Origin of the sequence: Bacillus sp. MD-5, assembly GCF_002201875.1 — a bacterium.
Classification (GTDB): domain Bacteria; phylum Bacillota; class Bacilli; order Bacillales; family Bacillaceae; genus Bacillus; species Bacillus stercoris.
The window spans coordinates 574,910-600,748 of record NZ_CP021911.1; the positions used below are offsets into that span (position 1 = coordinate 574,910).

Below are 25,839 nucleotides of genomic sequence, written 5' to 3' on the forward strand. Positions count from 1 at the left end.
GATGAGTAATTCTCATTATGCGAATCATGGAGCTGAAATTGCGGTAATCGGCATGGCAGGCCGATTTCCGGGAGCAAAAAACGTGCAGGAGTTTTGGAGCAATTTAAAAAATGCGAAAGAAACGATTTCTTTTTTCACTGATGAGGAGCTGAGAGAAGAGGGCGTTAATGAAGAGCTGCTGAATGATCCGCGATTTGTCAAAGCAAAAGGAATTGTGGAGGATGTAGATCTGTTTGATGCCGGCTTCTTTGATTATACGCCGAAGGAAGCTGCCATGATGGATCCGCAGTTCCGTATCTTTCATGAATGCGTGTGGACTGCCTTGGAAGATGCCGGCTACGATCCTTTCACTTACAAAGGGCAGATCGGCCTTTATACCGGAGCGGGCCTCAATGCAGAATGGGTGCTGAGGGCTCTTCAGGGAGCAAAGACCGGAGAAGACTCAAAGACGCTGGAAACAGCGGTTTTGAATATGAGAGATTACATGGCAACACTTATTTCTTATAAGCTTAACCTGAAAGGGCCGAGCATGATGGTGCAGACCGCTTGCTCAACCTCGATGGTCTCTATTCACCTTGCTGCTCAGGCTTTGTTAAATGGGGACTGCCATATGGCGGTTGCAGGCGGAGTCTCTATCCGCCTCCCGCAAAAGTCCGGGTATCTCTACCAAGAAGGTATGATCCATTCTCCGGACGGACATTGCCGCGTCTTTGATGATGAGGCGGCAGGCACAGTATTTGGAGACGGAGCGGGAGCGGTCATTTTGAAAACGCTAGAAGATGCTGAAGCAGACGGAGACCATATTTATGCTGTCATAAAAGGTACTGCAATCAATAATGACGGCAGCAGAAAGGTTGGATATACAGCGCCGAGCACCAAAGGCCAGGTAACCGCGATCAAAACAGCTCTGCACATGGCCGAGGTGGAGCCTGAAACCATTACCTATGTCGAGGCTCACGGCACAGGGACGACACTCGGTGATCCGATAGAAATTGAAGCATTAAAACAAGCTTACCAAACAGACCGTCGCGGCTACTGCAGAATTGGTTCTGTCAAATCCAACATCGGTCATTTAAATGATGCGTCTGGTGTAGCTGGATTTATGAAAGCAGTTCTAAGCTTAAAGCATAAAGTGATTCCGCCGACTCTGAATTTCGAAAAGCCAAACGCCAAAATCGATTTTGAGCAATCACCATTTGTCGTCAATACGGAACTCACCCCTTGGGAAGAAAGTGAATGCCCGCGCAGAGCGGGCGTTAGCTCATTTGGCATTGGGGGAACAAATGCCCATGTCATATTAGAGGAAGCGCCGGCGCAGCACAAGGCAGCGGAAAGACATGACGCTGAACTCTTATTGCTGTCAGCCAAAACACCGGCCGCTTTAAACAGCATGACAGAACGGCTGTCAAACTATTTTGTGCAAAATCCGCAGACCGATTTTGCAGCCGCGGCATATACCCTCAAAGCAGGGCGCCATTCATTTCCATATAAAAAAGCGATTGTGGCAGCGGATGTGCCTGAGTTTCTTCAGGCTATTCATGAAAATGACTATGAATCTGTTAAAACCGGCAGTTCTCAATCTGCAAGCCGGCCCGTTGTCTTTCTTTTTCCGGGACAGGGGGCGCAGTATGTTGATATGGCAAAAGGGCTTTACGATACTGTACCGATTTTCAAGGAGGAGCTCGACGCCTGTTTTGACATATTAAAAAATCATATGGACATAGATCCGCGCACGGTGGTTTTCTCTGACAATCAAAAGCATGACGCGAATCTGATTAACCAAACTGAATATACACAGCCCCTTTTGTTCTGCATCGAATATGCACTTGCAAAAATGCTGATCCACTGGGGAATTAAGCCGAAAGCAATGGCGGGACACAGCATCGGTGAGTATACAGCTGCAGCCATTTCAGGTGTGCTCTCATTGGAAGATGCTCTTGACATCGTCAGCTATCGAGGGGCAGCGCTCCAAAATCTGCCGTCCGGTTCTATGCTTAGCGTTTCCTTAAGCGAAGCAGACATTAAACCGTATATAGACGGAACCATTTCAATCGCCGCCGTGAATGCATCGGATTCATGTGTTGTATCGGGAGAATCAAGTGCGATTGATGCATTGGAAAGGAAGCTGAACGCCGAAGGGCACAGCTGCAGAAAGCTTCATACATCACATGCCTTCCATTCGTATATGATGGAACCGGTTTTAGAAAGCATGAAACATAAGCTCTCAGCCTATCAATTTAAAAAACAAAAGATCCCGTTTGTCTCAAATGTAACCGGAGACTGGATCACTGACGAGGAAGCTAAAGACCCGACATATTGGGCTGATCATTTGCGGGGAACCGTCAGATTTATGAACTGCGCAAAACGCTTAAAAGAAGAACTGGATCCAATTTTTATAGAGGTCGGTCCTGGAAATGCGCTGCGTTCGTTTGTCAGCAAATTGTATCAGGCTGAGGGCAAGCAGCATATTGCAATCCAGCTGATGAGGCATCCAAAGGAGACGGCTTCTGATTACCGTTATTTGCTGAGCAGGCTGGGTGATATGTGGCTTCACGGGGTGCCGGTCGATTGGACAGCCTTTTATGACCAGGACCAATGCCAGCTTATTCCGCTTCCAACATATCCTTTTGAAAGAGAAAGATACTGGATTGGCCGGACAAATGAACAGCAGGGAGCACCGGCGGCAGAACATTTTCAGCTTTTAGTGCCTGAGCAAGCAAATGACGGGCAGACAGCTGATGCAGAAGCAGATATTCAATTTAATGAGACAGAGACGGTCTTGGCTGCTATGTGGAAAGACATTCTCGGAGTCAAACATGTCACATTAGATACCCATTTCTTTGAAACAGGCGGGCATTCATTAAACGCCACTGGTCTGATTTCCCGCATTCATAAGGAATTTGGAGCGGAGCTGACGTTAAGCGATGTATTCCAGCACCCGACAATCCGTGCGCTTGCCGCGCTTATTGATCGCTCTGACCGACAACAATATACATCCATCCTGCCTTCAGAGAAAAAAGACGTATACAGGCTGTCAGCTGCACAGCGGAGAACGTATTTGATTCATCAAAGAATCGGGCAAGTCACCACATATAACATGCCGATGGCTCTTTTATGCTTCGGGAAAATTGATGCCGTCCGCTTCGAGGACACATTCAAAAAGCTGATTGAAAGGCATGAAACACTGCGTACAACGTTTGAAATTAAGGATGGAGAACCTGTGCAGCGAATCCATCAAAACTTTGAATTTTCGATTGAACAAACCGAAGCGAAAATGGATGGGCTTGATGACGAAATCAGTTCATTTATACGGCCGTTTGATCTTAAGGTTTCTCCATTAATTCGGGTGAAATTCGTCAAAATCGAGGAAGAAAAACATGCGTTGCTTGTTGATATGCATAATATTGTGGCGGACGGCGCCTCAATGAATATTTTTATAAAAGAATTTACCCAATTATATAGAGGGGAACAGCTCCCAGAAAACATCATTCAGTATAAAGATTATGCGGAGTGGCAGCAGACATTTTTTAATAGTGATATGTTTAAACGCCAAAAAGAGTATTGGCTGAAGCAGCTTGAGGGTGAAGTGCCTGTGCTGAATATGCCTCTTGATTACGAACGAAAAGAACAAAGCTTTTTAGGCAGGGCGATCAAGTTTACTATCCCGCCGCGCGTTTTAGAAAAGCTTGAGAAAATCGGAGAGGCGCAGCAGCTGACAAACAATGTCATGCTGTTTCAGCTCTATGCCATGCTTTTGTCCAGTTATACAAAACAGCAGGAGCTGATGATTGGGTCATTGGTGGCAGGCCGGCGTCATGCGGATATTGAGAATACGATCGGTATGTTTACAAACTTTTTGCCGATCAAAATTCATTTGAATCCTGAAGAGTCGTTTGTCGGTAACCTTCAGCACACAAAACAAACTCTGCTTGAAGCTTATGACCATCAGGATTATCCATACGATCAAATGGCAGAAGCGCTGCAGCCGGTGATCAAGCCGAACCGCAACCCTTTCTTTGACACCATGCTGATCTATCATAATGAGTATGACCCGAATATAAAAATAGAGGCTGGCGGATTAACATTTGAAACATACGAATTCGCAAAGGGCATTTCAAAGCTTGATATGAAAATGGACGTCGTGAAGGAAGTGACAGGAGAGCTTAAATGTGTGCTTCAATACAACCGGTCGCTTTTCACTCATGAATCCATGCAGGCATTTGTTTCTCATTTTATCTCTCTTGCTGAAAAAGCTGCAGAAGAGCCTGAAAAATGCATTAAGGACATTCCAGTGCTGAGCCAAAAAGAGCAGGAAGAGGCCGAGCGGAAAAGGGAGAGAGAGTCAAACCGAGTCATCTCGTGCCCATTAACCATTTGTTCCAATTTTACAGCTGATCCGATTGTGCCTTACCTAAAATGGTGGGGCGAACAGTTTGATATCAATTTAGATATAAAGCTGTCTCCTTACGGCCAGGTGTTTCAAGAATTGCTTAATGAAGAAAGCTTGCTGTCAAGGCAAAAAAACGGTGCCAACCTGCTGTTGATTCGCCTTGAGGATATGGCGGGGGATGCGGGTCTTTCTTTGGAAGAAAGAATAGCTCACGTTCAATATAATTCAGATGAACTGCTCGCCATCATGAAACAGAAGAAAAAGGAAGTGCCTTATTTCATTGGATTGCTGCCGCTGGAAAATGTGAAAGAGCAGGAGCTCCGGGACATCCTTGTGCAATGCCAGCAGAATTGGATCGCGCAGCTTGCTAAAGAAACGGATGTACATTTGATTGATCTTCGCCAGCTGCATCAAACATACCAGCTTGATGCCATATTTGACCCGCACAGTGAAAGAGCGGCAAGAATACCGTTTACTGAAGAATTTTACGCTGCGATGGGAACACGGGTGGCGCGTGAGTTGACGGCATGGCTCAAACCGCCATTTAAAGCGGCCGCCATCGATTGTGACGGCACTTTGTGGAGCGGTACCGTGTCTGAAGCTGGGGCGGAAGGAGTCATTATTACTCCTGCCCATCGAGCGCTGCAGCAATTTTTAAAGAGAAAACAAGAAGAGGGTCTGCTCCTTGTGCTTTCAAGCCGAAATAATGAAGAAGACGTCTGGAATGTGTTTGAACGTCATCCAGATATGATTTTAAAGAAAGAGGACTTTGTCCTGTCACGCATTAATTGGGACGAGAAAGCCAGAAACATGAAAGAAATGGCCGACGAGCTGAACATTTCAGTGGACCGGTTCATATTCTTAGATGATGATCCGGCTCAATGCCTTGAAATGAACGAACGCCTGCCAGAGGTTCTGACCTTGCTTCTGCCGTCAGATATAGATTCTATTCCAATGTTCTTAGAACATGTCTGGGCATTTGACAGGTTCAGGGTGACAGAAGCTGATCAAAAGCGCACGGAACGATACTTGGCAGCACAAGAAAGAAAAATAGATTTGAATACGTCCCGTTCTCTTGAAGAGTTTCTTTCCGGTTTACACCTGCGTATAGCCTTGACTGAGATGACAGAAGAGCATTTGCCGCGAGTTGCTCAAATGAGCGCGAGAATTAATCAGTTCAATATGAATCCGTCAGTCTATCGTGAGGAGCAGCTTGCCCAGCGGCTCAATACGGACGGCCATATCGGCTGGGTCGTTGAAGCGGCGGACAGATTCAGTGATGAAGGCATCGTCGGTGCAATCATGGGAATTCAAAAAGAAGATTCATTAAAGATAGATACTTTTCTGCTCAGCTGCCGCGCACTAGGCAAAGGAATTGAACATAAGGTGCTATCCGGCCTTGCTTCATATGCACGGGATAAACAGCTTGCGACGTTGTCGTTGAAGTATAAAAAATCAGGGAAAAACCGGGCTTTTTCTGAGTTTTTGGCTGAGCATCGTTTTATGGAAGAGGCTGACCCGTTAAATACGGTTTATCACATATCCGTCAATGAGGTAGAGGATCAAAGCGGCCATATCGAATGGGTGTCCTCGTTAGAGCCAGCGCCTCGCAAAAAGGCGAAAGCGATTGCCGATGGCGTATTGCAATCCGCTTTAATGGAAAACACAAACGCTCATTGGGAAGTGCTGCATGCTGAGAAATCCTTGCATTCTCCATATTTAATGGCCTTAGATACCAATCAGCCGGAGCATTTGCGTGCTCTGTTAGTAAAGGAACATTTAGGAGCCGAAACAGAAGATAGCGGACCGGAGACAGAACAGCAAAAAATCCTCTCGGATATCTGGAAGCAAATTCTCCACTTGGATTTTGTAGGAATTGACAACGATTTCTTTGATTTGGGAGGAAATTCGCTGCTCGCTGTCAAAATGGAAGTAGAGATGGAAAAGAAAGGCTGGTATGTTGATGATTTGAATCTTGCGAAAAAACACACGATAAGGGAATTATCTAAATATATGAAGAGGGAGAATCAGCATGCATAAAGACATTAAAGCAATATTTGATGAAGAAAAGGTTTTGGCAGAAGCTGCCGTTATATATGGATTTAGTAGAGATCAAGTGCAGTTTTTAGCGGATGCGGAAAACTATGTGTATGAGTTTGCTAAAGACAATGAATCCTATATTTTAAAGATTACACACACGATTCGCCGGTCGCCGGATTATATTATGGGAGAGATGGAATGGCTCCATCATCTTGCTGAAGGCGGTCTTTCAGTGGCCAAACCAATCCCGTCGTTAAACGGTAAGGATGTTGAGGAAGTGCCGGACGGAAAGGGCGGAGCATTTTTATTGAGAGTGTATGAAAAGGCGCCGGGCCATAAAGTAGACGAATCTGATTGGAACGAAACCCTATTTTTCGAGCTTGGCAGATACACAGGGAAGATGCACAGCCTGACAAAAAGCTATAAACTGAGCAATCCTACATTTAAAAGACAGGAGTGGGATGAAGAAGAACAGTTGAAGCTCAGAAAATATGTTCCTGAAGATCAGACAAAGGTTTTTCAGCAGGCGGACGATTTAATGAATGAGTTGCGGCAGCTGCCAAAAAACCGTGACAGCTACGGCCTTGTTCACGCAGATCTTCATCATGGTAATTTTAACTGGGATCATGGGAAGATCACTACATTTGATTTTGATGATATCGGATACAACTGGTTTGTGAATGATATCAGCATTCTTCTCTACAATGTACTATGGTATCCGGTTGTTCCTTATGAAAATAAAGCAGCCTTTACAGAAGAATTCATGACGCATTTTATGAAAGGGTACAGGGAGGAAAATGAAATTGACGCCGAATGGCTCAAGAAAATTCCAGATTTCCTTCGGCTGCGCCATATGCTGATTTATGGATTGCTTCATCAAATGTTTGATCTGGATCAAATAGGAGAAGAAGAAAAAGAAATGCTGAAAGGATTCAGAAACGATATCGAAAATCAAACGCCGATAACCGAATTTGACTTTTCGAAGTTAGCTTAAGAAAATTGCGCCGGTCTCTTTTGGGGCGGCGCTCCTTAATCAAAAAACGCCGGCAGTGAGCCGGCGTTTTTTATTTTTGTTCAAAAATAGCAAAAATGTTTTTTGCCTGCTGCGTATTGTCGATAAGCCCCTTCCATTTTTCCTTTCCCGGACCGTAAGCATAAACCGGTACGTCTTCCCCGGTGTGGGCTAATGTCGTCCAGCCTGAAAAAGACCGTTTATCAAAAATCAATTGAATGCTTTTTTGGATCTCAGCTGTATTCGATTGTGAGGCTGCATTTTTAACCTGATTTATCTCGTTTTCCGTCAGCTTCATATCAACATAAGTGCTGAGCACCTTTTCGGCATCTTGGCCTTCAGCGATCTTTTCTGCCATATAGCCCGGCGTTTTTTTAGCGGCGATGATTGGGGAAGGGTCCCATTTATAGCCGGTCTCGCGCGTCATTCCCTCTGCGCCGTAAGAGAACCCGCCTGTAGAGTGATCAGCTGTAATAATAACCAGCGTTTCTTGATCTTTTTTCGCAAAATCCAGAGCAGCTTGAACGCCTTTCTCGAAATCTTCCATTTCGCTCAAAGCGCCCACCACGTCATTTTCATGGGCTGCATTGTCAATATTGCTTCCTTCCATAAGCATGAAAAAACCGTTTTCGTTCTTCTGTAACTGGGTGAGTGCCGCTTCCGTCATGTCTTTTAGAGAGGGTGTGCTGTTCTCTCTGTCAATCGCTTTATCTAATTCAACTTCTCCAAACAGTCCGAGCAGTTTTTCGTGCTGATTTTTTTTTAGGTCTTGCTTCGTGGTCACATAATGATAGCCGTCTTTTCGGAACTCTTCAGCAAGATTTCGGTCATTGCGAATGAAATATTTCGCTCCGCCTCCAAGTAAAACATCAACCTTATGAGATCCATTAATACGTTCATCATAGTATTGGTCAGCAATTTCAGTGTAGTTTTTCCGTGAGACGTTATGTACGCCGAAAGCAGCGGGAGTGGCATCGGTTAAGTCCGAAGTCACGACGATGCCGACGGATTTCTTTTTCTCTTTTGCAGCTTCTGTTACGCTTTTGAGCCGCTGATGATTGTTGTCTACAGCAATGGCGTCATTATATGTTTTCGTTCCGGTTGCCATGGCAGTTGCAGCCGCCGAGGAATCAGTGATATTGTCTCTGGGATCGTTAGGTTTCGTCATCTGCATGCCTGTTAAATAAGAGTCCCATGCTGTTTGGACGGGAGTGTTCAGCTTTTCGCTTTTTAATGTCCTATAGCTGTTAATCATCGGCATACCCATTCCGTCTCCGATGATTAGGATAATATTTTTAGGACTCTTGCTGCTCTTGGATGATTGAGAATGGGGAGGGGATATGAATTCTGTTATGGCAAAAATACTTAAGAAAGCAGTCAAAATGAGGGTGACAGTTACTGTAAATCGTGATTTGGTAATGAGGAACATCTCCTTTTATTATATTTATTTACTAATATGTATTTTATTTGAAAATAATAGAGACTTCAATGTTTTTTTCGATGACAGCAAAAAGCCAATGGGATTCCGCCCCATTGGCTTTTATAATGTATCACACTTCACGCCGACTACGCCTTCAATGGCTTTAATGTCATAGTAGACATCGGTCGTGTATCTGTTTTTATGGACGCGGACCTTCACTTCCATAATTGGAAAATCCTTTTCGCCCAGGTCGTCGATCCGGACGGAGTGTGTTTTGATATCTTTTCTTTTCATTTCTTTTAAAATCTCTGTCATTTTGTCTTTATCAGAAAGTGACATTCTGATGCGGATGTCTTTTTCCTGCAGGCGGTCGGGACCAATTTTTCTGACCACCCATGGGAGAAATTCCACGCTGATCAGGATGAACAGAAGACTGGCAAACGCTTCTTTATAAAATCCGGCTCCCGTTGCCAGCCCGAGCCCCGCTGCACCCCAGATCATGGCCGATGTCGTCAGGCCGGAAATGACATCATTGCTTTTTCGCAGGATGACACCGGCTCCGATAAATCCGACGCCTGAGATGATTTGTGCCGGCAGGCGAAGCGGGTCCATCATGATGCGGTAGTATTTAGGGAAATGATATGCCGCATTAATACTGACGATCGTCAGCATGCATGAGCTGACGGCGATGACGATACAGGTTTTTAATCCAAGCGGCTTATTTTTTAATTCGCGTTCAAGCCCGATGACCATGCCAATCAATGTGGCAATGCCCAATTTTAATAAAATATCAGGATCAATATACCAGCTCAACAGCAAACTTCCCCCTTTTCTAAGGTGTTTTTAAATAAATATGATTTTCTCACAGTATTTATAGCAAAACAAGAGCACAAAAGCCACCAAGCTGCGCTTGATGGCTTATTGTTTACTTTTTGCGTTTTAACAGCTTTTCCATGACACCGAATAATCGGTAAGAGGCTTTTGCAGGACGTTTTGTGATCAAGCTTCCAATAATACCTGCAATCATACTCAAGAAAAATCCTGGAATCATTTCATAGATGCCTGTAGAGTCAGCTAAACCAGTTGTAATCCAAATTAATACTGTCGCAGCCCCAACAACCATGGCTGAAAGGGCGCCCCATTCAGTCATCCGTTTCCAATACAGGCTCAGCAGAATGGCAGGCCCAAAAGCAGAACCGAATCCGGCCCATGCATAACCAACCAAATCAAGAATCGTGCTGCTCGGATTCAAGGACATCAGAATCGCAATGACCGCGATAATCAATACTGACAGCCGGCCGGCCAAGACCAATTCTTTATCTGATGCTTCACGTCTGAAAAATGTCCGGTATAAGTCTTCTGTCATTGCGCTCGCTGTTACCAAGAGCTGAGAAGAGATTGAACTCATAATGGCTGCTAAAATAGCAGACAGCAAAAATCCAGTAATCAATGGATGGAACAATATTTTAGAAAAAATAATGAAAATCGTTTCAGGATCACTTACAGCAACTCCGAATTTATGGGCGTAAGCCACACCGACTAAACCCGTTACGGTTGAACCAAGAATGGAGATAATCATCCAGCTCATACCGATTCTGCGCGCAGGTTTTAAATCCTTGATATGCTTAATCGCCATAAAACGGACGATGATATGAGGCTGACCATAGTAGCCTAAGCCCCAAGCCAAATAAGAAATAATGCTAATGACGCTCGCGCCTTTAAAAATATCCAATAGCTTTGGGTTTACAGCTGTAATCTCATGTAAAGCAGGAGAAACGCCGCCCAGCTGGGTAAAAGCAACGATCGGCACAAGCACTAGTGCTGCAAACATGATCGCACCCTGTACAAAGTCAGTCAGACTGACAGCAAGGAAACCGCCAAACAGTGTATATAACACGACAACGCCTGCAGTCAGCAGGAGTCCAAGTGTATAATCGGCTCCAAAAGCAGATTCAAATAATCTTCCGCCTGATACCATACCTGAAGAAGTATACAGTGTGAAAAAGATCATAATGATTAAAGCTGATACAATTTTCAGCACTGACGAAGAATGCTGGAATCGTTTATCAAAAAAATCGGGAATCGTAATCGCGTCATCCGCCGCTTCCGTATACGCTCTAAGACGTGGAGCCAAAAGAAGATAGTTCGAATACGCGCCGATTGTCAAACCGAGTGCTAGCCATAGTGTCGACAAGCCTGTCGCAAACATTGCCCCTGGAATTCCCATCAGCATCCATCCACTCATATCCGCCGCTCCGGCAGACAAAGCTGTGACAAACGGTCCGAGGCCTCTTCCTCCAAGCATGTAATCGTTGATATCAGTTGTTTTCTTAAACGAGTACCAGCCGATTAACAGCATGGCAGTAAAGTAAATTCCTAAAGATATAATAATTTCAATACTCACGATTTACCCTCTCTTCATTTCTAATAATGTTGCATCACCTCTCAAATTGATGGTGCCAGTTAAGCAGCCTGGCGTAAGTGCAAAAACAAAAGAAATTCTTTTACGGGTGCACTTGGTAACTTAACCTAACAAAGTATTCCCGGCCATTCAAGCAATGAAACCTTGATCATGAGAGGGAAATGCCGCTGCAAACCTAGAAGGGAATAAAGAATAAAACGCTTTCAAAAAATAATTAAAGTAAAAATATTCAGAAAAATATTTCGTTTCTCCTTCGTCTCATTTTAGTATAAAATATATAGGGTATTGTTTCGAAAACACAGGCCTGTCTTAAGGCGTTTTGTTGCTTTAAAGGGCTTGTTTTTGATATGATCAGTATTATATGACTTAACGGAGAAATATGTGGAGGTGGATCATATGTCACGAATTTCAATAGAAGAAGTAAAGCACGTTGCGCACCTTGCACGACTTGCGATTACTGAAGAAGAAGCAAAGATGTTCACTGAACAGCTCGACAGCATCATTTCCTTTGCCGAGGAGCTGAATGAGGTCAACACAGACAATGTGGAGCCTACAACTCACGTGCTGAAAATGAAAAATGTCATGAGAGAAGATGAAGCGGGTAAAGGTCTTCCGGTTGAGGATGTCATGAAAAATGCGCCTGACCATAAAGACGGCTATATTCGTGTGCCATCAATTCTGGACTAAAGGAGGGACACAAGAATGTCATTGTTTGATCATAAAATCACAGAATTAAAACAGCTGATACATAAAAAAGAGATTAAGATTTCTGATCTGGTTGATGAATCTTATAAACGCATCCAAGCGGTTGATGATAAGGTACAAGCCTTTTTGGCATTAGATGAAGAAAGAGCGCGCGCATACGCGAAGGAGCTTGATGAGGCGGTTGACGGCCGTTCTGAGCATGGTCTTCTTTTCGGTATGCCGATCGGCGTAAAAGATAATATCGTAACAAAAGGGCTGCGCACAACATGCTCCAGCAAAATTCTTGAAAACTTTGATCCGATCTACGACGCTACTGTCGTTCAGCGCCTTCAAGACGCTGAAGCAGTCACAATCGGAAAACTGAACATGGACGAATTCGCCATGGGATCATCTACCGAAAACTCAGCTTACAAGCTGACGAAAAACCCTTGGAATTTAGAAACAGTTCCCGGCGGTTCAAGCGGCGGTTCAGCGGCTGCGGTTGCTGCGGGAGAAGTTCCGTTTTCTCTTGGATCTGACACAGGCGGCTCCATCCGTCAGCCGGCATCTTTCTGCGGCGTAGTCGGATTAAAGCCAACATACGGACGTGTATCTCGTTACGGACTGGTCGCATTTGCGTCTTCATTAGACCAAATTGGTCCGATTACCCGTACGGTTGAGGATAACGCATTTTTACTTCAAGCGATTTCCGGTGTAGACAAAATGGACTCTACGAGTGCCAATGTGGACGTGCCTGATTTTCTTTCTTCATTAACTGGCGACATCAAAGGACTGAAAATCGCCGTTCCGAAAGAATACCTTGGTGAAGGTGTCGGCAAAGAAGCGAGAGAATCTGTCCTGGCAGCGCTAAAAGTCCTTGAAGGCCTCGGCGCTACATGGGAAGAAGTGTCTCTTCCGCACAGTAAATACGCGCTTGCGACATATTACCTGCTGTCATCTTCTGAGGCATCAGCGAACCTTGCACGCTTTGACGGCATCCGCTACGGCTACCGCACAGACAACGCGGATAACCTGATCGACCTTTACAAGCAAACGCGCGCTGAAGGTTTCGGTAATGAAGTCAAACGCCGCATTATGCTAGGAACGTTCGCTTTAAGCTCAGGCTACTACGATGCGTACTACAAAAAAGCGCAAAAAGTGCGTACGTTGATTAAGAAAGATTTTGAAGACGTATTTGAGAAATATGATGTCATTGTCGGACCTACTACGCCGACACCTGCGTTTAAAATCGGTGAAAACACGAAAGATCCGCTCACAATGTACGCAAACGATATCTTAACGATTCCGGTCAACCTAGCCGGCGTACCGGGAATCAGTGTGCCATGCGGATTAGCAGACGGACTTCCGCTCGGCCTGCAAATCATCGGAAAACACTTTGATGAAAGCACTGTATACCGTGTTGCTCATGCATTTGAACAAGCGACAGACCATCATAAAGCAAAACCTGAACTGTAAGGGGTGAAAAGAATTGAACTTTGAAACGGTAATCGGACTTGAAGTCCACGTTGAGTTAAAAACAAAATCAAAAATTTTCTCAAGCTCTCCAACGCCATTCGGCGCGGAGGCGAATACGCAGACAAGCGTCATTGACCTCGGATACCCGGGTGTCCTGCCTGTCCTGAACAAAGAAGCCGTTGAATTCGCAATGAAAGCCGCTATGGCGCTCAACTGTGAGATCGCAACGGATACGAAGTTCGACCGCAAAAACTATTTCTATCCCGACAACCCGAAAGCGTATCAGATTTCTCAATTTGATAAGCCGATCGGCGAAAACGGCTGGATCGAAATTGAAGTCGGCGGAAAAACAAAACGCATCGGCATCACACGTCTTCACCTTGAAGAGGATGCCGGAAAACTGACGCATACAGGCGACGGCTATTCTCTTGTTGACTTTAACCGCCAGGGAACGCCGCTTGTTGAGATCGTATCTGAGCCGGATATCCGCACGCCGGAAGAAGCGTACGCGTATCTTGAAAAGCTGAAATCCATCATCCAATATACAGGCGTTTCCGACTGTAAAATGGAAGAAGGCTCACTTCGCTGTGACGCCAATATCTCTCTTCGCCCGATCGGCCAAGAGGAATTCGGCACAAAAACAGAATTGAAAAACTTGAACTCCTTTGCGTTTGTTCAAAAAGGCCTTGAGCATGAAGAAAAGCGCCAAGAGCAGGTTCTTCTTTCCGGCGGCGTCATCCAGCAGGAAACGCGCCGTTATGATGAAGCAACGAAGAAAACCATTCTCATGCGTGTCAAAGAGGGATCTGACGACTACCGTTACTTCCCGGAGCCAGACCTTGTCGAGCTCTACATTGATGATGAATGGAAGGAGCGCGTAAAAGCAACCATTCCTGAGCTTCCGGACGAGCGCCGCAAGCGTTATATCGAAGAGCTTGGCTTGCCTGCATATGACGCGATGGTTCTGACGCTGACAAAAGAAATGGCTGATTTCTTCGAAGAAACCGTTCAAAAAGGCGCTGAAGCCAAACAAGCGTCTAACTGGCTGATGGGTGAAGTGTCAGCTTACCTAAACGCTGAGCAAAAAGAGCTTGCCGACGTTGCCCTGACACCTGAAGGCCTTGCCGGCATGATCAAATTGATTGAAAAAGGCACCATTTCTTCTAAGATCGCGAAGAAAGTGTTTAAAGAATTGATTGAAAAAGGCGGCGACGCTGAGAAGATTGTGAAAGAGAAAGGCCTTGTTCAGATTTCTGACGAAGGCGTGCTTCTGAAGTTTGTAACAGAAGCGCTTGACAACAATCCGCAATCAATCGAAGACTTCAAAAACGGAAAAGACCGTGCGATCGGCTTCCTGGTCGGACAGATTATGAAAGCGTCCAAAGGACAAGCCAACCCGCCGATGGTCAACAAAATTCTGCTTGAAGAAATTAAAAAACGCTAATAAAAAAGCAGCCCTTAGAGGCTGCTTTTTTATGGTTAAATGGAGATAAAGACAGAGATCAGAGCCCGAAGCTTTTCAACTTCTTCGTTATTGGTTCCGGTCAAATTGGACAGCATGCCTTTTATAATCGGCTTGCGCGGTTTATCCTGAGCCAGTTCTTCCTCGATCACATCGAGTGACACTGTGATATCCTCGGGCAGCGTGCTGTTTTCTTTCACTTTCTGAATGTCCTCAAGCAGCTGGTCCTTCCCCGCAGGCATCGGATTGAAAATTTCTTTTGGCACGATCGGATTGAGGTTTGAACGGCTCAGCCCCTGTACAAGATCATCCAGTCTCTCGATGATAAAGGCTGAGATTTCCTCTGCACCGATATTAAGCTCACTGTTAAATACCATCACATTCATATAGGAATGCACAATGCCTCTTGCCATGATAGACAGATCCGCGACGTACCGCTCGATTCCTTCGCCATAGGATACCAGCAAGGCGTTCCGGTACAGCTTATCCGTCTCCATGGTTACTTTGTAAAAGTATTGCTTGATTTCTTGATTTTCCGGAATGATATTTTCGGTAAGTAAAAGAACAATAAAATCTTTATGATCGCGAAAATCTTCAAATTGAGCGCCAATTTGCTTTTTTAACACTTCCTTAGGCGGCTTTCCGGCGAGATCCTCTTCTATATCTTTCATTTTGGTCATAGACATACCGATGTAATATTCACAGGCGGATAACAGCAGCGCTTCTTTCGATTTGAAGTGCAAATAAAAAGCGCCCTTTGAAATGCCGCATTCACTGGCGATTTCCTGGATCGTCGTAGCTGCGAATCCTTTTTTCGCAAATAAACGAATGCTGGTTTTTATGATTTTCTCTTTTTTTTCATTCATGACGTGCTTCCCCTTAATCCTTGAAAAATTTAGTAAAATTTTCTGGTATATGAGTTGACGTTGTTGCGTTATAACGTTTAGTATTATATAGAATGACCAGTCAGTCAATAAAAAATGTAATGGAGGATATGATGAATCACGTTATTAATTTCGTTCTGAAAAACAAATTCGCCGTATGGCTGATGACGATTATTGTAACGGCAGCCGGCTTGTATGCGGGTATGAATATGAAGCAAGAGTCTATTCCTGACGTGAACATGCCTTACTTGACGATCAGCACGACATATCCGGGTGCGACACCAAGCCAAGTGGCTGATGAAGTGACCAAACCGGTTGAACAAGCCGTTCAGAACTTGGACGGTGTCAGCGTTGTGACGTCGACGTCCTATGAAAACGCATCGTCGGTCATGATTGAATATGATTATGAGAAAGACATGGACAAAGCAAAAACAGAAGCGGCTGAAGCGTTAGAAAACGTCAGTCTGCCTGATGACGCGAAGGATCCGGAGATTTCACGCTACAGCTTGAACTCATTCCCGATTCTGACGCTGAGCGTGTCCAGTGATAAAGATAACCTGCAAGAGCTGACGAAAAAAGTGGAGGACAGCCTCGTTTCTAAGCTTGAAGGCATAGAAGGCGTTGCGTCCGTCCAAGTATCAGGCCAGCAGGTGGAAGAGGTTGAATTCTCTTTCAAAGAAGACAAACTGAAAGAATACGGCCTTGATGAAGATACTGTGAAGAAAGTGATTCAAGGTTCAGATGTGACAACTCCGCTTGGCTTGTACACATTCGGAAATGAAGAAAAATCTGTCGTCGTCAGCGGCGATATTGAAACAATTAAAGATTTGAAGAATATGAGAATCCCTACGGCATCTGCTTCAAGTGCAGGCAGCAGCGCAGCATCTCAAGCGGCGGCGCAAAGTGCACAAGCAGCTCAGAGCGCGCAAGCGGCAGCACAGGCGCAGCAAAGCGCAAGCACAGCAGTGCCGACGGTCAAGCTTTCTGACATTGCTACAATTAAAGATGTGAAAAAAGCTGAATCCGTTTCACGCACAAATGGCAAAGACAGCATCGGCATCAACATCGTTAAAGCAAACGATGCGAATACCGTAGAGGTTGCCGACAATGTCAAAGCTGAGCTGAAGAAGTTCAAAGAAGACCATAAAGGCTTCAACTACAGCGCAACTCTCGACATGGCGGAGCCGATCACACAGTCAGTTGACACGATGTTAAGTAAAGCCATCTTCGGTGCTATTTTTGCGATTGTGATTATTCTCTTATTCTTAAGAGATATCAAATCTACATTAATTTCGGTAGTTTCAATTCCATTATCATTGCTGATCGCACTCCTTGTGCTGCAGCAGCTTGATATCACACTGAATATTATGACGCTCGGCGCAATGACCGTCGCCATCGGACGTGTCGTCGATGACTCCATCGTTGTGATCGAGAACATTTACCGCCGCATGAGACTCAAGGATGAGCCGCTCCGTGGAAAAGCCTTGGTTCGTGAAGCGACGAAGGAAATGTTTAAGCCGATCATGTCATCGACGATCGTGACCATCGCGGTATTCCTGCCGCTCGCACTTGTAGGCGGACAAATCGGTGAGTTGTTTATTCCATTTGCCTTAACGATTGTTTTTGCGCTTGCCGCATCACTGTTGATTTCGATCACGCTTGTGCCGATGCTCGCCCATAGCCTGTTCAAAAAATCATTAACCGGTGCGCCGATGAAGGCAAGAGAACACAAACCAGGCAGACTTGCAAACATCTATAAAAAAGTATTGAACTGGGCGCTGAGCCATAAATGGATCACGTCTATCATCGCTGTTCTGATGCTCCTTGGAAGCTTGTTCCTTGTACCGTTAATCGGTGCCAGCTACCTGCCGTCCGAGGAAGAAAAAACGATGCAGCTCACATACAGCCCAGAACCGGGTGAAACGAAAAAAGAAGCCGAAAAAGAAGCTGAAAAAGCGGAAAAAATCCTGCTTGACCGCAAGCATGTCGATACGGTTCAGTATTCATTAGGCTCTGGCAGCCCGCTTGCCGGAGGAGATTCTAACGGTGCGTTATTCTATATCAAATATGAAAGCGACACGCCTGACTTTGATAAAGAAAAAGACAACGTGCTGAAGGAAATTCAAAAGCAATCTGACCGCGGAGAATGGAAGTCACAGGACTTTAGCTCTTCAGGCAATAACAACGAATTAACATACTATGTGTATGGCGATTCTGAAAACGACATTAAAGACACAGTCAAAGACATTGAAAAAATCATGAAAGATGAAAAGGATCTGAAGAACGTAAATTCAGGCCTTTCCAGCACATATGATGAGTACACATTTGTCGCTGACCAAGAAAAATTAAGCAAGCTCGGTTTAACCGCGTCTCAAATTTCTCAAGCCTTAATGTCACAAACATCACAAGAACCGCTCACAACTGTGAAAAAAGACGGCAAAGAGCTTGATGTGAACATTAAGACAGAAAAAGACGAGTATAAGAGTGTGAAAGATTTAGAGAATAAAAAGATCACTTCCGCGACTGGCCAGGAAGTCAAAATCGGCGATGTGGCAAAAGTGAAAGAAGGATCAACATCAGATACCGTGTCAAAACGTGACGGAAAAGTCTATGCGGATGTCACAGGTGAGGTTACATCTGACAACGTCACAGCCGTATCAGCTGCTGTACAGAAGAAAATCGATAAGCTAGACCATCCTGATAACGTATCGATTGACACAGGCGGTGTATCAGCGGATATCGCTGATTCCTTCACGAAGCTCGGTTTAGCGATGCTGGCAGCAATAGCGATCGTTTACCTTGTGCTCGTGATTACCTTCGGCGGAGCATTAGCGCCATTTGCGATCCTGTTCTCATTGCCGTTCACAATCATCGGTGCCCTGGTTGGACTTTACGTATCAGGTGAAACGATCAGTCTGAACGCAATGATCGGTATGCTCATGCTGATCGGTATCGTTGTGACGAATGCGATTGTCTTAATTGACCGCGTGATTCATAAGGAAGCGGAAGGCTTGTCTACGAGAGAAGCGCTTCTGGAAGCCGGCTCTACACGACTCCGTCCGATCCTGATGACAGCCATCGCGACAATCGGCGCCTTGATTCCATTAGCACTCGGCTTCGAAGGCGGAAGCCAGGTCATTTCAAAAGGACTCGGCGTCACGGTTATCGGCGGTTTAATCAGTTCAACGCTTCTGACGCTCTTGATCGTGCCAATCGTATACGAAGTATTGGCGAAGTTCCGCAAGAAAAAACCGGGAACGGAAGAAGAGTAAAAAAACTAAAAGCCTCAGCTCTGCTGGGGCTTTTGTGCGTTTTCACCTGTAAGATTATGTACATTTTGTTGCGATTTTTTTAACTCATAGTATAATTAAAGGTTGTTAGTGTAAAAATGGATCGGATACTCTTAAGTAGGATGATGAGATAATGAAACGTGCACGCATAATATACAATCCGACTTCAGGACGGGAGATCTTTAAAAAGCATCTTGCCCAGGTCCTGCAAAAATTTGAACAAGCCGGCTATGAAACCTCCACCCATGCCACGACATGCGCAGGAGACGCTACACACGCTGCCAAGGAAGCGGCATTGCGTGAGTTTGACCTGATCATTGCGGCAGGCGGAGACGGAACGATCAACGAGGTCGTCAACGGGCTTGCGCCTTTAGACAACCGTCCGACACTCGGTGTGATTCCAGTCGGCACAACAAACGACTTCGCCAGAGCGCTCGGCATTCCGCGCGAGGATATTTTAAAAGCGGCAGATACGGTCATTAACGGCGTCGCCCGCCCGATTGATATCGGACAGGTCAACGGCCAGTATTTTATCAATATCGCCGGAGGAGGCCGCCTGACGGAGCTGACGTACGACGTGCCAAGCAAACTCAAAACAATGCTCGGCCAGCTTGCTTATTATTTAAAGGGAATGGAAATGCTGCCTTCACTTCGTCCGACAGAAGTCGAGATTGAATATGACGGCAAGCTGTTTCAAGGTGAAATCATGCTGTTTTTGGTCACGCTGACAAACTCCGTCGGCGGCTTTGAAAAGCTCGCGCCGGATTCCAGCCTGAATGACGGCATGTTTGATTTGATGATACTAAAGAAAGCAAACCTTGCTGAATTTATCAGGGTCGCTACGATGGCGCTTCGCGGCGAACACATCAACGACCAGCACATTATTTATACAAAAGCGAACCGCGTGAAAGTCAATGTATCAGAAAAGATGCAGCTGAACCTCGACGGCGAGTACGGCGGCATGCTGCCGGGCGAATTCGTGAATCTGTACCGACACATTCACGTCGTCATGCCGAAGGAGAAAGCGGAACAGCTGGATGACTAAAAACTTGGCTTTGTAAGCCAAGCTCAGAGTGTTGACAAAATCCTAAAACAGTTTTCGTTTTAGGATTTTGTCATCTTTTCAGCGTGATTGAAAACCTTTGAAGTCTAGGAAGGGCGAGCATCGGAGCACAGCGAATGTTGAATTCGTGAGCACTGAAGCACAGGCCTGACAACGAATGCGAAGGTTTGCCTACACGCTGAAACTTGGCTTGAATAGGCCAAGTTTTTCTTTCGCGTAAAACTAGAGGTGATTATAGATGAAAATGAAACCCCCAGTAGAAAAAAACGAATACTACGACGTGACATTTGAGGATTTGACCCACGAAGGAGCGGGCGTCGCAAAGGTTCAAGGATTCCCGATCTTTGTGCCGAATGCCCTGCCCGAGGAAAAAGCGCAAATCAAAGTGACACGCGTCAAAAAAGGTTTTGCTTTCGGACGCTTGATTGAGCTGAAGGAAGAAAGCCCGCACAGAACGGATGCCCCGTGCCCGATCTACAAGCAATGCGGCGGCTGCCAGCTTCAGCACATGACCTACGAAGGCCAGCTCTTGTTTAAACAGAAACAAGTCAAAGACGTCCTAGAACGCATCGGCAAGCTAGACCTGTCAGAAGTCATCGTGCACCCGACACTCGGCATGGAAGACCCGTGGAACTATAGAAACAAAGCGCAGGTGCCGGTAGGAGAACGGGAAGGCGGACTCGTCGCCGGATTCTATCAGCAAAGAAGCCATGACATCATCGACATGAGCGCCTGCCTGATCCAGCAATCCAAAAACGACGAAGCAGTTCAAGCTGTCAAAGACATTTGCGCAAACTACGGTGTCAAAGCCTACAACGAAGAACGCCACAAAGGCTGGCTCCGCCATATCATGGTCAGATACGGCGTTGTTACGGGCGAAATGATGATCGTTTTCATCACAAGAACAACCGATTTCCCGCATAAAGCGAAGATCATCGAAGACATCACAGCGCAATTCCCGCACGTCAAATCCATCGTGCAAAACATCAACCCGAACAAAACAAACGTCATCTTCGGAAACGAAACAAACGTCATCTGGGGCGAAGAATACATCTACGACCTCATCGGAGACGTCAAATTCGCCATCTCCGCCAGATCATTCTATCAGGTCAACCCGGAGCAGACAAAGGTGCTCTACGACAAAGCGCTTGAGTACGCTGAGCTTCAAGGGGAAGAAACCGTCATTGACGCTTACTGCGGCATCGGAACGATTTCTCTCTTCCTGGCAAAGCAGGCGAAAAAAGTGTACGGCGTAGAAATTGTACCGGAGGCAATTGAGGATGCCAAACGAAACGCAGAATTAAACGGCATCACAAACGCAGAGTTTGCTGTTGGAGAAGCGGAAACCGTGATTCCAAAGTGGTATGAGGAAGGCATCATGGCCGATACGTTAGTCGTCGACCCGCCAAGAAAAGGCTGCGACGAAGCCCTCCTGCGGACGATTGTGGAGATGAAACCGAAGCGGGTGGTGTACGTGTCCTGTAATCCTGGCACGCTTGCGAGAGACCTGCGGGTGCTTGAGGATGGCGGGTATGCGACGCGCGAAGTGCAGCCTGTGGATATGTTTCCGCATACGAATCATGTGGAGTGTTGTGTGTTGCTCGTGAAAAAATAGAAGATATATAAGGGTCCGAGAATCGGTAATGGGTTCTCGGACTCCCATCTTCTATTATTTCAATTCTTTCTATGACTGACAAATTAGATCTTGGATTTTGAATTGAGGGTAATATTCCTCATAGAATTTCTTGAATTCATTATACAGCTCTGTGTTCATTTTGAATCTGGGCTTCATACTTAGCTTCCTTATTGTAAATCCTCTCATCAAGCATCAACATTCTATTGAATTGGTACATTTAGAGAAAACCTTTTAAAGCATCAAAGTGTTCGGGTAATACTGGCTTGTCCGACTGGTGATAAAAATAATCATCCACTTTCATTTCTTTCGTGAAATTTGCTGTATAGAATACCTACCATACCTGCTACTTTCTTCAAATCACTTTTATATAGAAGGTTCACTTCTACACTTTTTGATGGTTTCGTTGTAAAGAATGTGTCTTTATCCACAAGCACAACCCTCTTTCTTTTTGTGAGGATATAGTAGAAGTTAGAGCCTATGATTCCATGAGGGATTCGGTTTTGATTCAATATATTGGAAATGTATATTTTGAATAGGTAGAATATAGATGGTAAGTAATATTCGGCAAGTAATTGTCCCTTTTAAAACGCACCTATTTGTAACTGCGTCATATGTAGTTTAACGTTAGTAAAGTGAATTTCATTCGAAGTCTAATTAAGGAGAAGGTAATAAATGATGAACCCACTAGACTCATCACTTTTTCTAAATAGTTATAGTGTTCCATACAATGGATTTGAAAATAACAATTTGGTTTTATCGATGTTATATTCCAAAGATACTGTCATTTTGCATTATTTGGTTCTTAAACAAAAAAACAAAGAAAAATTTATGATATGCGGTTTTGATTTCATTAGCGGGTCAATTATTCCTGTAGAGATTACGAATATAGGTAGCGTTCTTAGAAATCTTAGGGATTTCTTAAATAGTGAATATAACACTATGAATATAGTTATTGAGTCTATTGACGAAATTGTAGAACATTTTGAGAATGGGAAAATAAAAAAAGAAATTGATACATATAAGTCTTTATCAATTCTGACATCAACACAGCGAAATATAATAAGTGGGAGCTGTGAGGTATACAGTAACGGTAAATTAATTAGACCTCATAAAACTTTACTTATATCGAGTAGAAGAGGTTTAGTTTACGGGAAATTTGAATTTGAAAGTAATCAAAATGTTATTCAGGGTTTGAAAAATATACACCTTTCTGAGGATTGGGTTATCAGGTATTGGATAAATGATAATTCTATAGAATCTGCAGGGACAATATATGAAGTGAAAAAAGGTATAGATGGAATCACAATTTTTCTAAGCTCATTTATTCATGAATTAAGTAAGAAGAAGATGGATTTCTTTTCTTTTCAAGGTTCAGACCCAAATTCACCATTACAGGCGATATTGAGGAGTTCCGGAATGTTAAAGGAACAAATTAATATAGAGGGTTTTGGAGTAAAATTTGTTCCTTACCTTGTGTTGCTTCCAATAGAAAATCTAATGCTAAATAATTTTGAATTTGGGTTGGGGGGTGTAACCTTTTTAACTAAAGACCAAGCCTTTGATATGTATAAGGGATTTGAGGAGAAATATAATCATAATTTACTTGGTCAGTTTGATACTTTTGCTCAAACAATTGTCGAATCAGATAACGTATATGATGCCTATTTATTAGGTAGACAAAAAGTTCAAGATGCAATCGATATGATAATTTTACTATCCAAAAATGAAAGAGTGTTTAATTTATACAACTTAGGTAATGAGCTAAATGAATGGAATAGATTAAGATTATATCAAAATCCTAAATGCTCTTCACTCTATTATGTGGAAAATCTAGTAGGCGTAGAAAACATTTTGGGTGATTCTAAAAACACCTGGGAAAATAATTCTTTAGGTGTCGATTCTCAATTTGAAAAAGTTTTTAGAGAATTGGATTGGTATGAAGAAAAACTGTACAAAAAACAGACCGGGCAGCAATCAACTTTAGACAAGCAGTTGTTTAATGCTTTAAAGTGGTTGAATAGAAGTTGGAAAGCAGAAGATATAGAAGACAAGGTTATTTATACAAACATAGCTATGGAATTTTTGGTTGATAAAATAGAAACCGACCCTTTTTTGCCTGATGAAATTATTAGGGAATTCAAAAAATTGTTGAAGCAACTATTAAAAGAACAAAGTGATACTTTTACAGAAGAATATTCTAGGAAAATAAAAGAAAAGAGTTTAGGAAAACTTAAAGATCCTCCTTTGAAAATCAAAGTTCAAACCTTGATTCGGCAACTATCTATTCCAATAACTGATGAAGACTTTAGTAAGTTATGGAAGGTTAGAGACTATCGTAATGACCTGGTGCATGGAAGGGATGAATTAAAAATAAACCCAGAAAACGTTTTGAGTGCAAATATACTTTTAGGAGAGTTAATTGTTTATAGATTAAGAAGTATGGAAGAAGGTGATTGATATAAACACTTTATTAGCCGCCTATCATTTTGGAAATAAAATATCAAAATCCCCTTTTGGAAGGACACTTTTCCTAAGATTTAATGACATAAAGATCAAATTATCACCGGAAGCATGGTCACTCTATCACGATGCGATTAAGACATGTTTATTTCAACACTATTATAGTTTTGGACTTGCCTATAAAAAAATTGAGGCTATATGTTCAAAAAAAGAGGGATATCTTCAAAAAAGTTTTACTGAATTACAAGATTGTAGCGAGGTGCATTTATTAATTGAGGAGGGAGATCAACTCGGCAGAGATTTGGAAAATTCACTTTTTCAAATGTTTGCAAGGCTACCTTCAAAGAATATTTCTGGAACCTTTAATTCTTTTGATTTATATAGAGCTTGGATGAATGTTTTTTACCAATTGCAAAGCACCAAATTATTAACTTACCTACATCAACATAAATCAAATATAGAAAATAAACAAGGTAATGTTCAAAAATTTATGGGGTCAAAAGAGGTTTATCCTTTCTCAAGACAGAACAGAATACTTATTCGAAAATTAGATATAAAGGGTACACATAAGGAGATCATGTATTCTTTGGAATTTTTTGATGGGCTTAGAAATTCCATTCTCCAAGTTATTTTTGAAACCCATTTTAATCGCTCTTTTACACTAAATAAAAATGAGATAGTTGAATACAAAGAAAAGAAACGAAATAAAGTTCGTGTTTTTTCGACAAAGGTATTTGGCACGGATGTTTTTAAATATAAAGGAAATTTTGTATTGCTATATGAAAACAATAAACTACAAGAAGTCGGTTTGATAAAGAGAAGAGTAGGAAGAAACCTGGAAATGGGTGATAAATCTATTTCAACAATTGAGGGCCTATTATATCCAAAAAACGATTACAATCTTTTTGTACCAGAGCTCACAAATTAATTTAAGAACCTTTCTGGAACAGTAAGAAAGTATGGGGTGTTAATACTATATCATCCCTTAACTTTTTCTTGATTGATAAAATCCTCTTCACGCTTTAATCGTTTTTACTATATAAATTGTTATGGAAATATAGATGAATTCCCACTGCTCAATATTGTTTTGAATCTACTATTCAGCACTCTACGCATCAGGAGTGTGTGGCGGTTCTGGGAATTAGAAAAGGCAACTAACCTCTTTGTTAGTGTTGCCTTTTTTAAATTGGAAAAGGCTTATGTTTCCATGTTTTGAATCACTAATTTCGGGTATATTCCATTCAAGTGAGTTCATCCTTCTGTGGATTTCGATCAGAAGTCTATCAACATCTTGAACACGGTTAGGATCAATATATTTACTCTTCTTTAGAAGCTTGTCCATGTCGGTTAATAACAGAGACAAATCATTTAGATTGTCTTGTTGTACTTCGAATTCTTCAACAGAAAGTATATTTGTTTGACCGTGGCTATTTATCTTTTCTAAGAGGTTAACAATTTCTCTTAATTGGTTATACATTACTTCCACCTATCTTGTTTTTTAAGGATTTTGTTTGGTCTGCATATAAGAGTTTGAACATAAAACATTCTATCGCCTTCTCACCTATTTCTTCAGAAAAAGAGACACAGCCTAAGCTGCGTC

14 protein-coding genes and 1 pseudogene are annotated in these 25,839 nt (G+C 43.4%); 10 read left to right on the plus strand and 5 right to left on the minus strand.

Translation table 11 applies throughout. The annotated features are described in order from the left end of the window. Window position 1 precedes the first annotated feature (1 nt). Both CDO84_RS02720 and CDO84_RS02725 read left to right on the plus strand, forming a co-directional pair. A complete protein-coding gene (locus CDO84_RS02720) occupies window positions 2–6,430 on the plus strand; it encodes a type I polyketide synthase (protein ID WP_040083937.1) in 6,429 nt (2,142 codons plus the stop codon). Next, the gene (locus CDO84_RS02725) at window positions 6,423–7,424 is read left to right on the plus strand and encodes a phosphotransferase enzyme family protein (RefSeq protein WP_014663091.1); all 1,002 of its coding nucleotides are present in this window, start codon (window positions 6,423–6,425) and stop codon (window positions 7,422–7,424) included. Before CDO84_RS02720 ends, CDO84_RS02725 begins: the two co-directional genes overlap by 8 nt. A 70-nt stretch (window positions 7,425–7,494) precedes the next feature. Here CDO84_RS02725 and CDO84_RS02730 read toward each other — a convergent pair whose 3' ends face one another. The 3 genes from CDO84_RS02730 to putP all read right to left on the minus strand — a co-directional run bounded on the left by CDO84_RS02730 (window position 7,495) and on the right by putP (window position 11,266). Next, window positions 7,495–8,871, minus strand: coding sequence for an alkaline phosphatase (locus tag CDO84_RS02730; RefSeq protein WP_052438184.1), 1,377 nt, complete (start codon window positions 8,869–8,871; stop codon window positions 7,495–7,497). A 111-nt stretch (window positions 8,872–8,982) separates the two neighbouring features. Next, window positions 8,983–9,681: an MgtC/SapB family protein gene (locus tag CDO84_RS02740; RefSeq protein WP_082033062.1), complete on the minus strand. Its 699-nt coding sequence runs from the start codon at window positions 9,679–9,681 to the stop codon at window positions 8,983–8,985. A 106-nt stretch (window positions 9,682–9,787) separates the two neighbouring features. Continuing rightward, the gene (gene putP / locus CDO84_RS02745) at window positions 9,788–11,266 is read right to left on the minus strand and encodes a sodium/proline symporter PutP (protein ID WP_014663094.1); all 1,479 of its coding nucleotides are present in this window, start codon (window positions 11,264–11,266) and stop codon (window positions 9,788–9,790) included. A 414-nt stretch (window positions 11,267–11,680) separates the two neighbouring features. Here putP and gatC point away from each other — a divergent pair, with 414 nt between their 5' ends. The 3 genes from gatC to gatB are packed head-to-tail and all read left to right on the plus strand — an operon-like array spanning window position 11,681 to window position 14,888. After that, window positions 11,681–11,971, plus strand: coding sequence for an Asp-tRNA(Asn)/Glu-tRNA(Gln) amidotransferase subunit GatC (gene gatC, locus CDO84_RS02750; RefSeq protein ID WP_003219442.1), 291 nt, complete (start codon window positions 11,681–11,683; stop codon window positions 11,969–11,971). Between the two features lie 15 nt (window positions 11,972–11,986). Beyond that, window positions 11,987–13,444 (plus strand): Asp-tRNA(Asn)/Glu-tRNA(Gln) amidotransferase subunit GatA, encoded by a 1,458-nt coding sequence (gene gatA, locus CDO84_RS02755; protein WP_003233901.1) that lies wholly within the window; start codon window positions 11,987–11,989, stop codon window positions 13,442–13,444. Between the two features lie 13 nt (window positions 13,445–13,457). After that, on the plus strand, window positions 13,458–14,888 hold the full coding sequence (gatB, locus tag CDO84_RS02760; protein ID WP_040083935.1) for an Asp-tRNA(Asn)/Glu-tRNA(Gln) amidotransferase subunit GatB: 1,431 nt from the start codon (window positions 13,458–13,460) through the stop codon (window positions 14,886–14,888). On the opposite strand, the pseudogene CDO84_RS02765 reads toward gatB, so the two are convergent. Next, window positions 14,875–15,772, minus strand: a pseudogene (locus tag CDO84_RS02765) (TetR/AcrR family transcriptional regulator). The gene gatB and the pseudogene CDO84_RS02765 sit on opposite strands and share 14 nt — an antisense overlap. A gap of 131 nt (window positions 15,773–15,903) precedes the next feature. Between CDO84_RS02765 and srfP the strand changes: the two are divergent. From srfP to CDO84_RS02790, 5 genes are all read left to right on the plus strand, one after another. After that, window positions 15,904–19,062, plus strand: a complete 3,159-nt coding sequence (gene srfP / locus CDO84_RS02770; RefSeq protein WP_040083933.1) for a surfactin resistance protein SrfP — start codon at window positions 15,904–15,906, stop codon at window positions 19,060–19,062. A gap of 151 nt (window positions 19,063–19,213) precedes the next feature. Further along, window positions 19,214–20,125, plus strand: a complete 912-nt coding sequence (locus tag CDO84_RS02775; RefSeq protein ID WP_003233894.1) for a diacylglycerol kinase — start codon at window positions 19,214–19,216, stop codon at window positions 20,123–20,125. A gap of 256 nt (window positions 20,126–20,381) precedes the next feature. Then, on the plus strand, window positions 20,382–21,758 hold the full coding sequence (gene rlmD, locus CDO84_RS02780) for a 23S rRNA (uracil(1939)-C(5))-methyltransferase RlmD (protein WP_040083932.1): 1,377 nt from the start codon (window positions 20,382–20,384) through the stop codon (window positions 21,756–21,758). Between the two features lie 693 nt (window positions 21,759–22,451). Further along, entirely contained in the window at window positions 22,452–24,236 is a 1,785-nt protein-coding gene (locus CDO84_RS02785; protein ID WP_040083931.1) for a hypothetical protein, read from the plus strand. After that, window positions 24,229–25,167 carry a hypothetical protein gene (locus tag CDO84_RS02790; RefSeq protein WP_040083929.1) on the plus strand — a complete coding sequence of 313 codons (939 nt, stop codon included), beginning with the start codon at window positions 24,229–24,231 and terminating at the stop codon, window positions 25,165–25,167. Before CDO84_RS02785 ends, CDO84_RS02790 begins: the two co-directional genes overlap by 8 nt. A 213-nt stretch (window positions 25,168–25,380) precedes the next feature. Here the strand turns inward: CDO84_RS02790 and CDO84_RS02795 are convergent, their stop codons facing one another. Continuing rightward, window positions 25,381–25,716 (minus strand): hypothetical protein, encoded by a 336-nt coding sequence (locus CDO84_RS02795; protein WP_040083928.1) that lies wholly within the window; start codon window positions 25,714–25,716, stop codon window positions 25,381–25,383. Between the last annotated feature and the right edge of the window lie 123 nt (window positions 25,717–25,839).

Bases quoted from the DNA above. Each gene is read 5' to 3' on its own strand.
- CDO84_RS02720 (WP_040083937.1), top strand. From the start codon at position 2: ATGAGTAATTCTCATTATGCGAATCATGGAGCTGAAATTGCGGTAATC.
- CDO84_RS02725 (WP_014663091.1), top strand. From the start codon at position 6,423: ATGCATAAAGACATTAAAGCAATATTTGATGAAGAAAAGGTTTTGGCA.
- CDO84_RS02730 (WP_052438184.1), bottom strand. From the start codon at position 8,871: ATGTTCCTCATTACCAAATCACGATTTACAGTAACTGTCACCCTCATT.
- CDO84_RS02785 (WP_040083931.1), top strand. From the start codon at position 22,452: ATGATGAACCCACTAGACTCATCACTTTTTCTAAATAGTTATAGTGTT.
- gatC (WP_003219442.1), top strand. From the start codon at position 11,681: ATGTCACGAATTTCAATAGAAGAAGTAAAGCACGTTGCGCACCTTGCA.
- rlmD (WP_040083932.1), top strand. From the start codon at position 20,382: ATGAAAATGAAACCCCCAGTAGAAAAAAACGAATACTACGACGTGACA.
- CDO84_RS02775 (WP_003233894.1), top strand. From the start codon at position 19,214: ATGAAACGTGCACGCATAATATACAATCCGACTTCAGGACGGGAGATC.
- srfP (WP_040083933.1), top strand. From the start codon at position 15,904: ATGAATCACGTTATTAATTTCGTTCTGAAAAACAAATTCGCCGTATGG.
- CDO84_RS02795 (WP_040083928.1), bottom strand. From the start codon at position 25,716: ATGTATAACCAATTAAGAGAAATTGTTAACCTCTTAGAAAAGATAAAT.
- gatA (WP_003233901.1), top strand. From the start codon at position 11,987: ATGTCATTGTTTGATCATAAAATCACAGAATTAAAACAGCTGATACAT.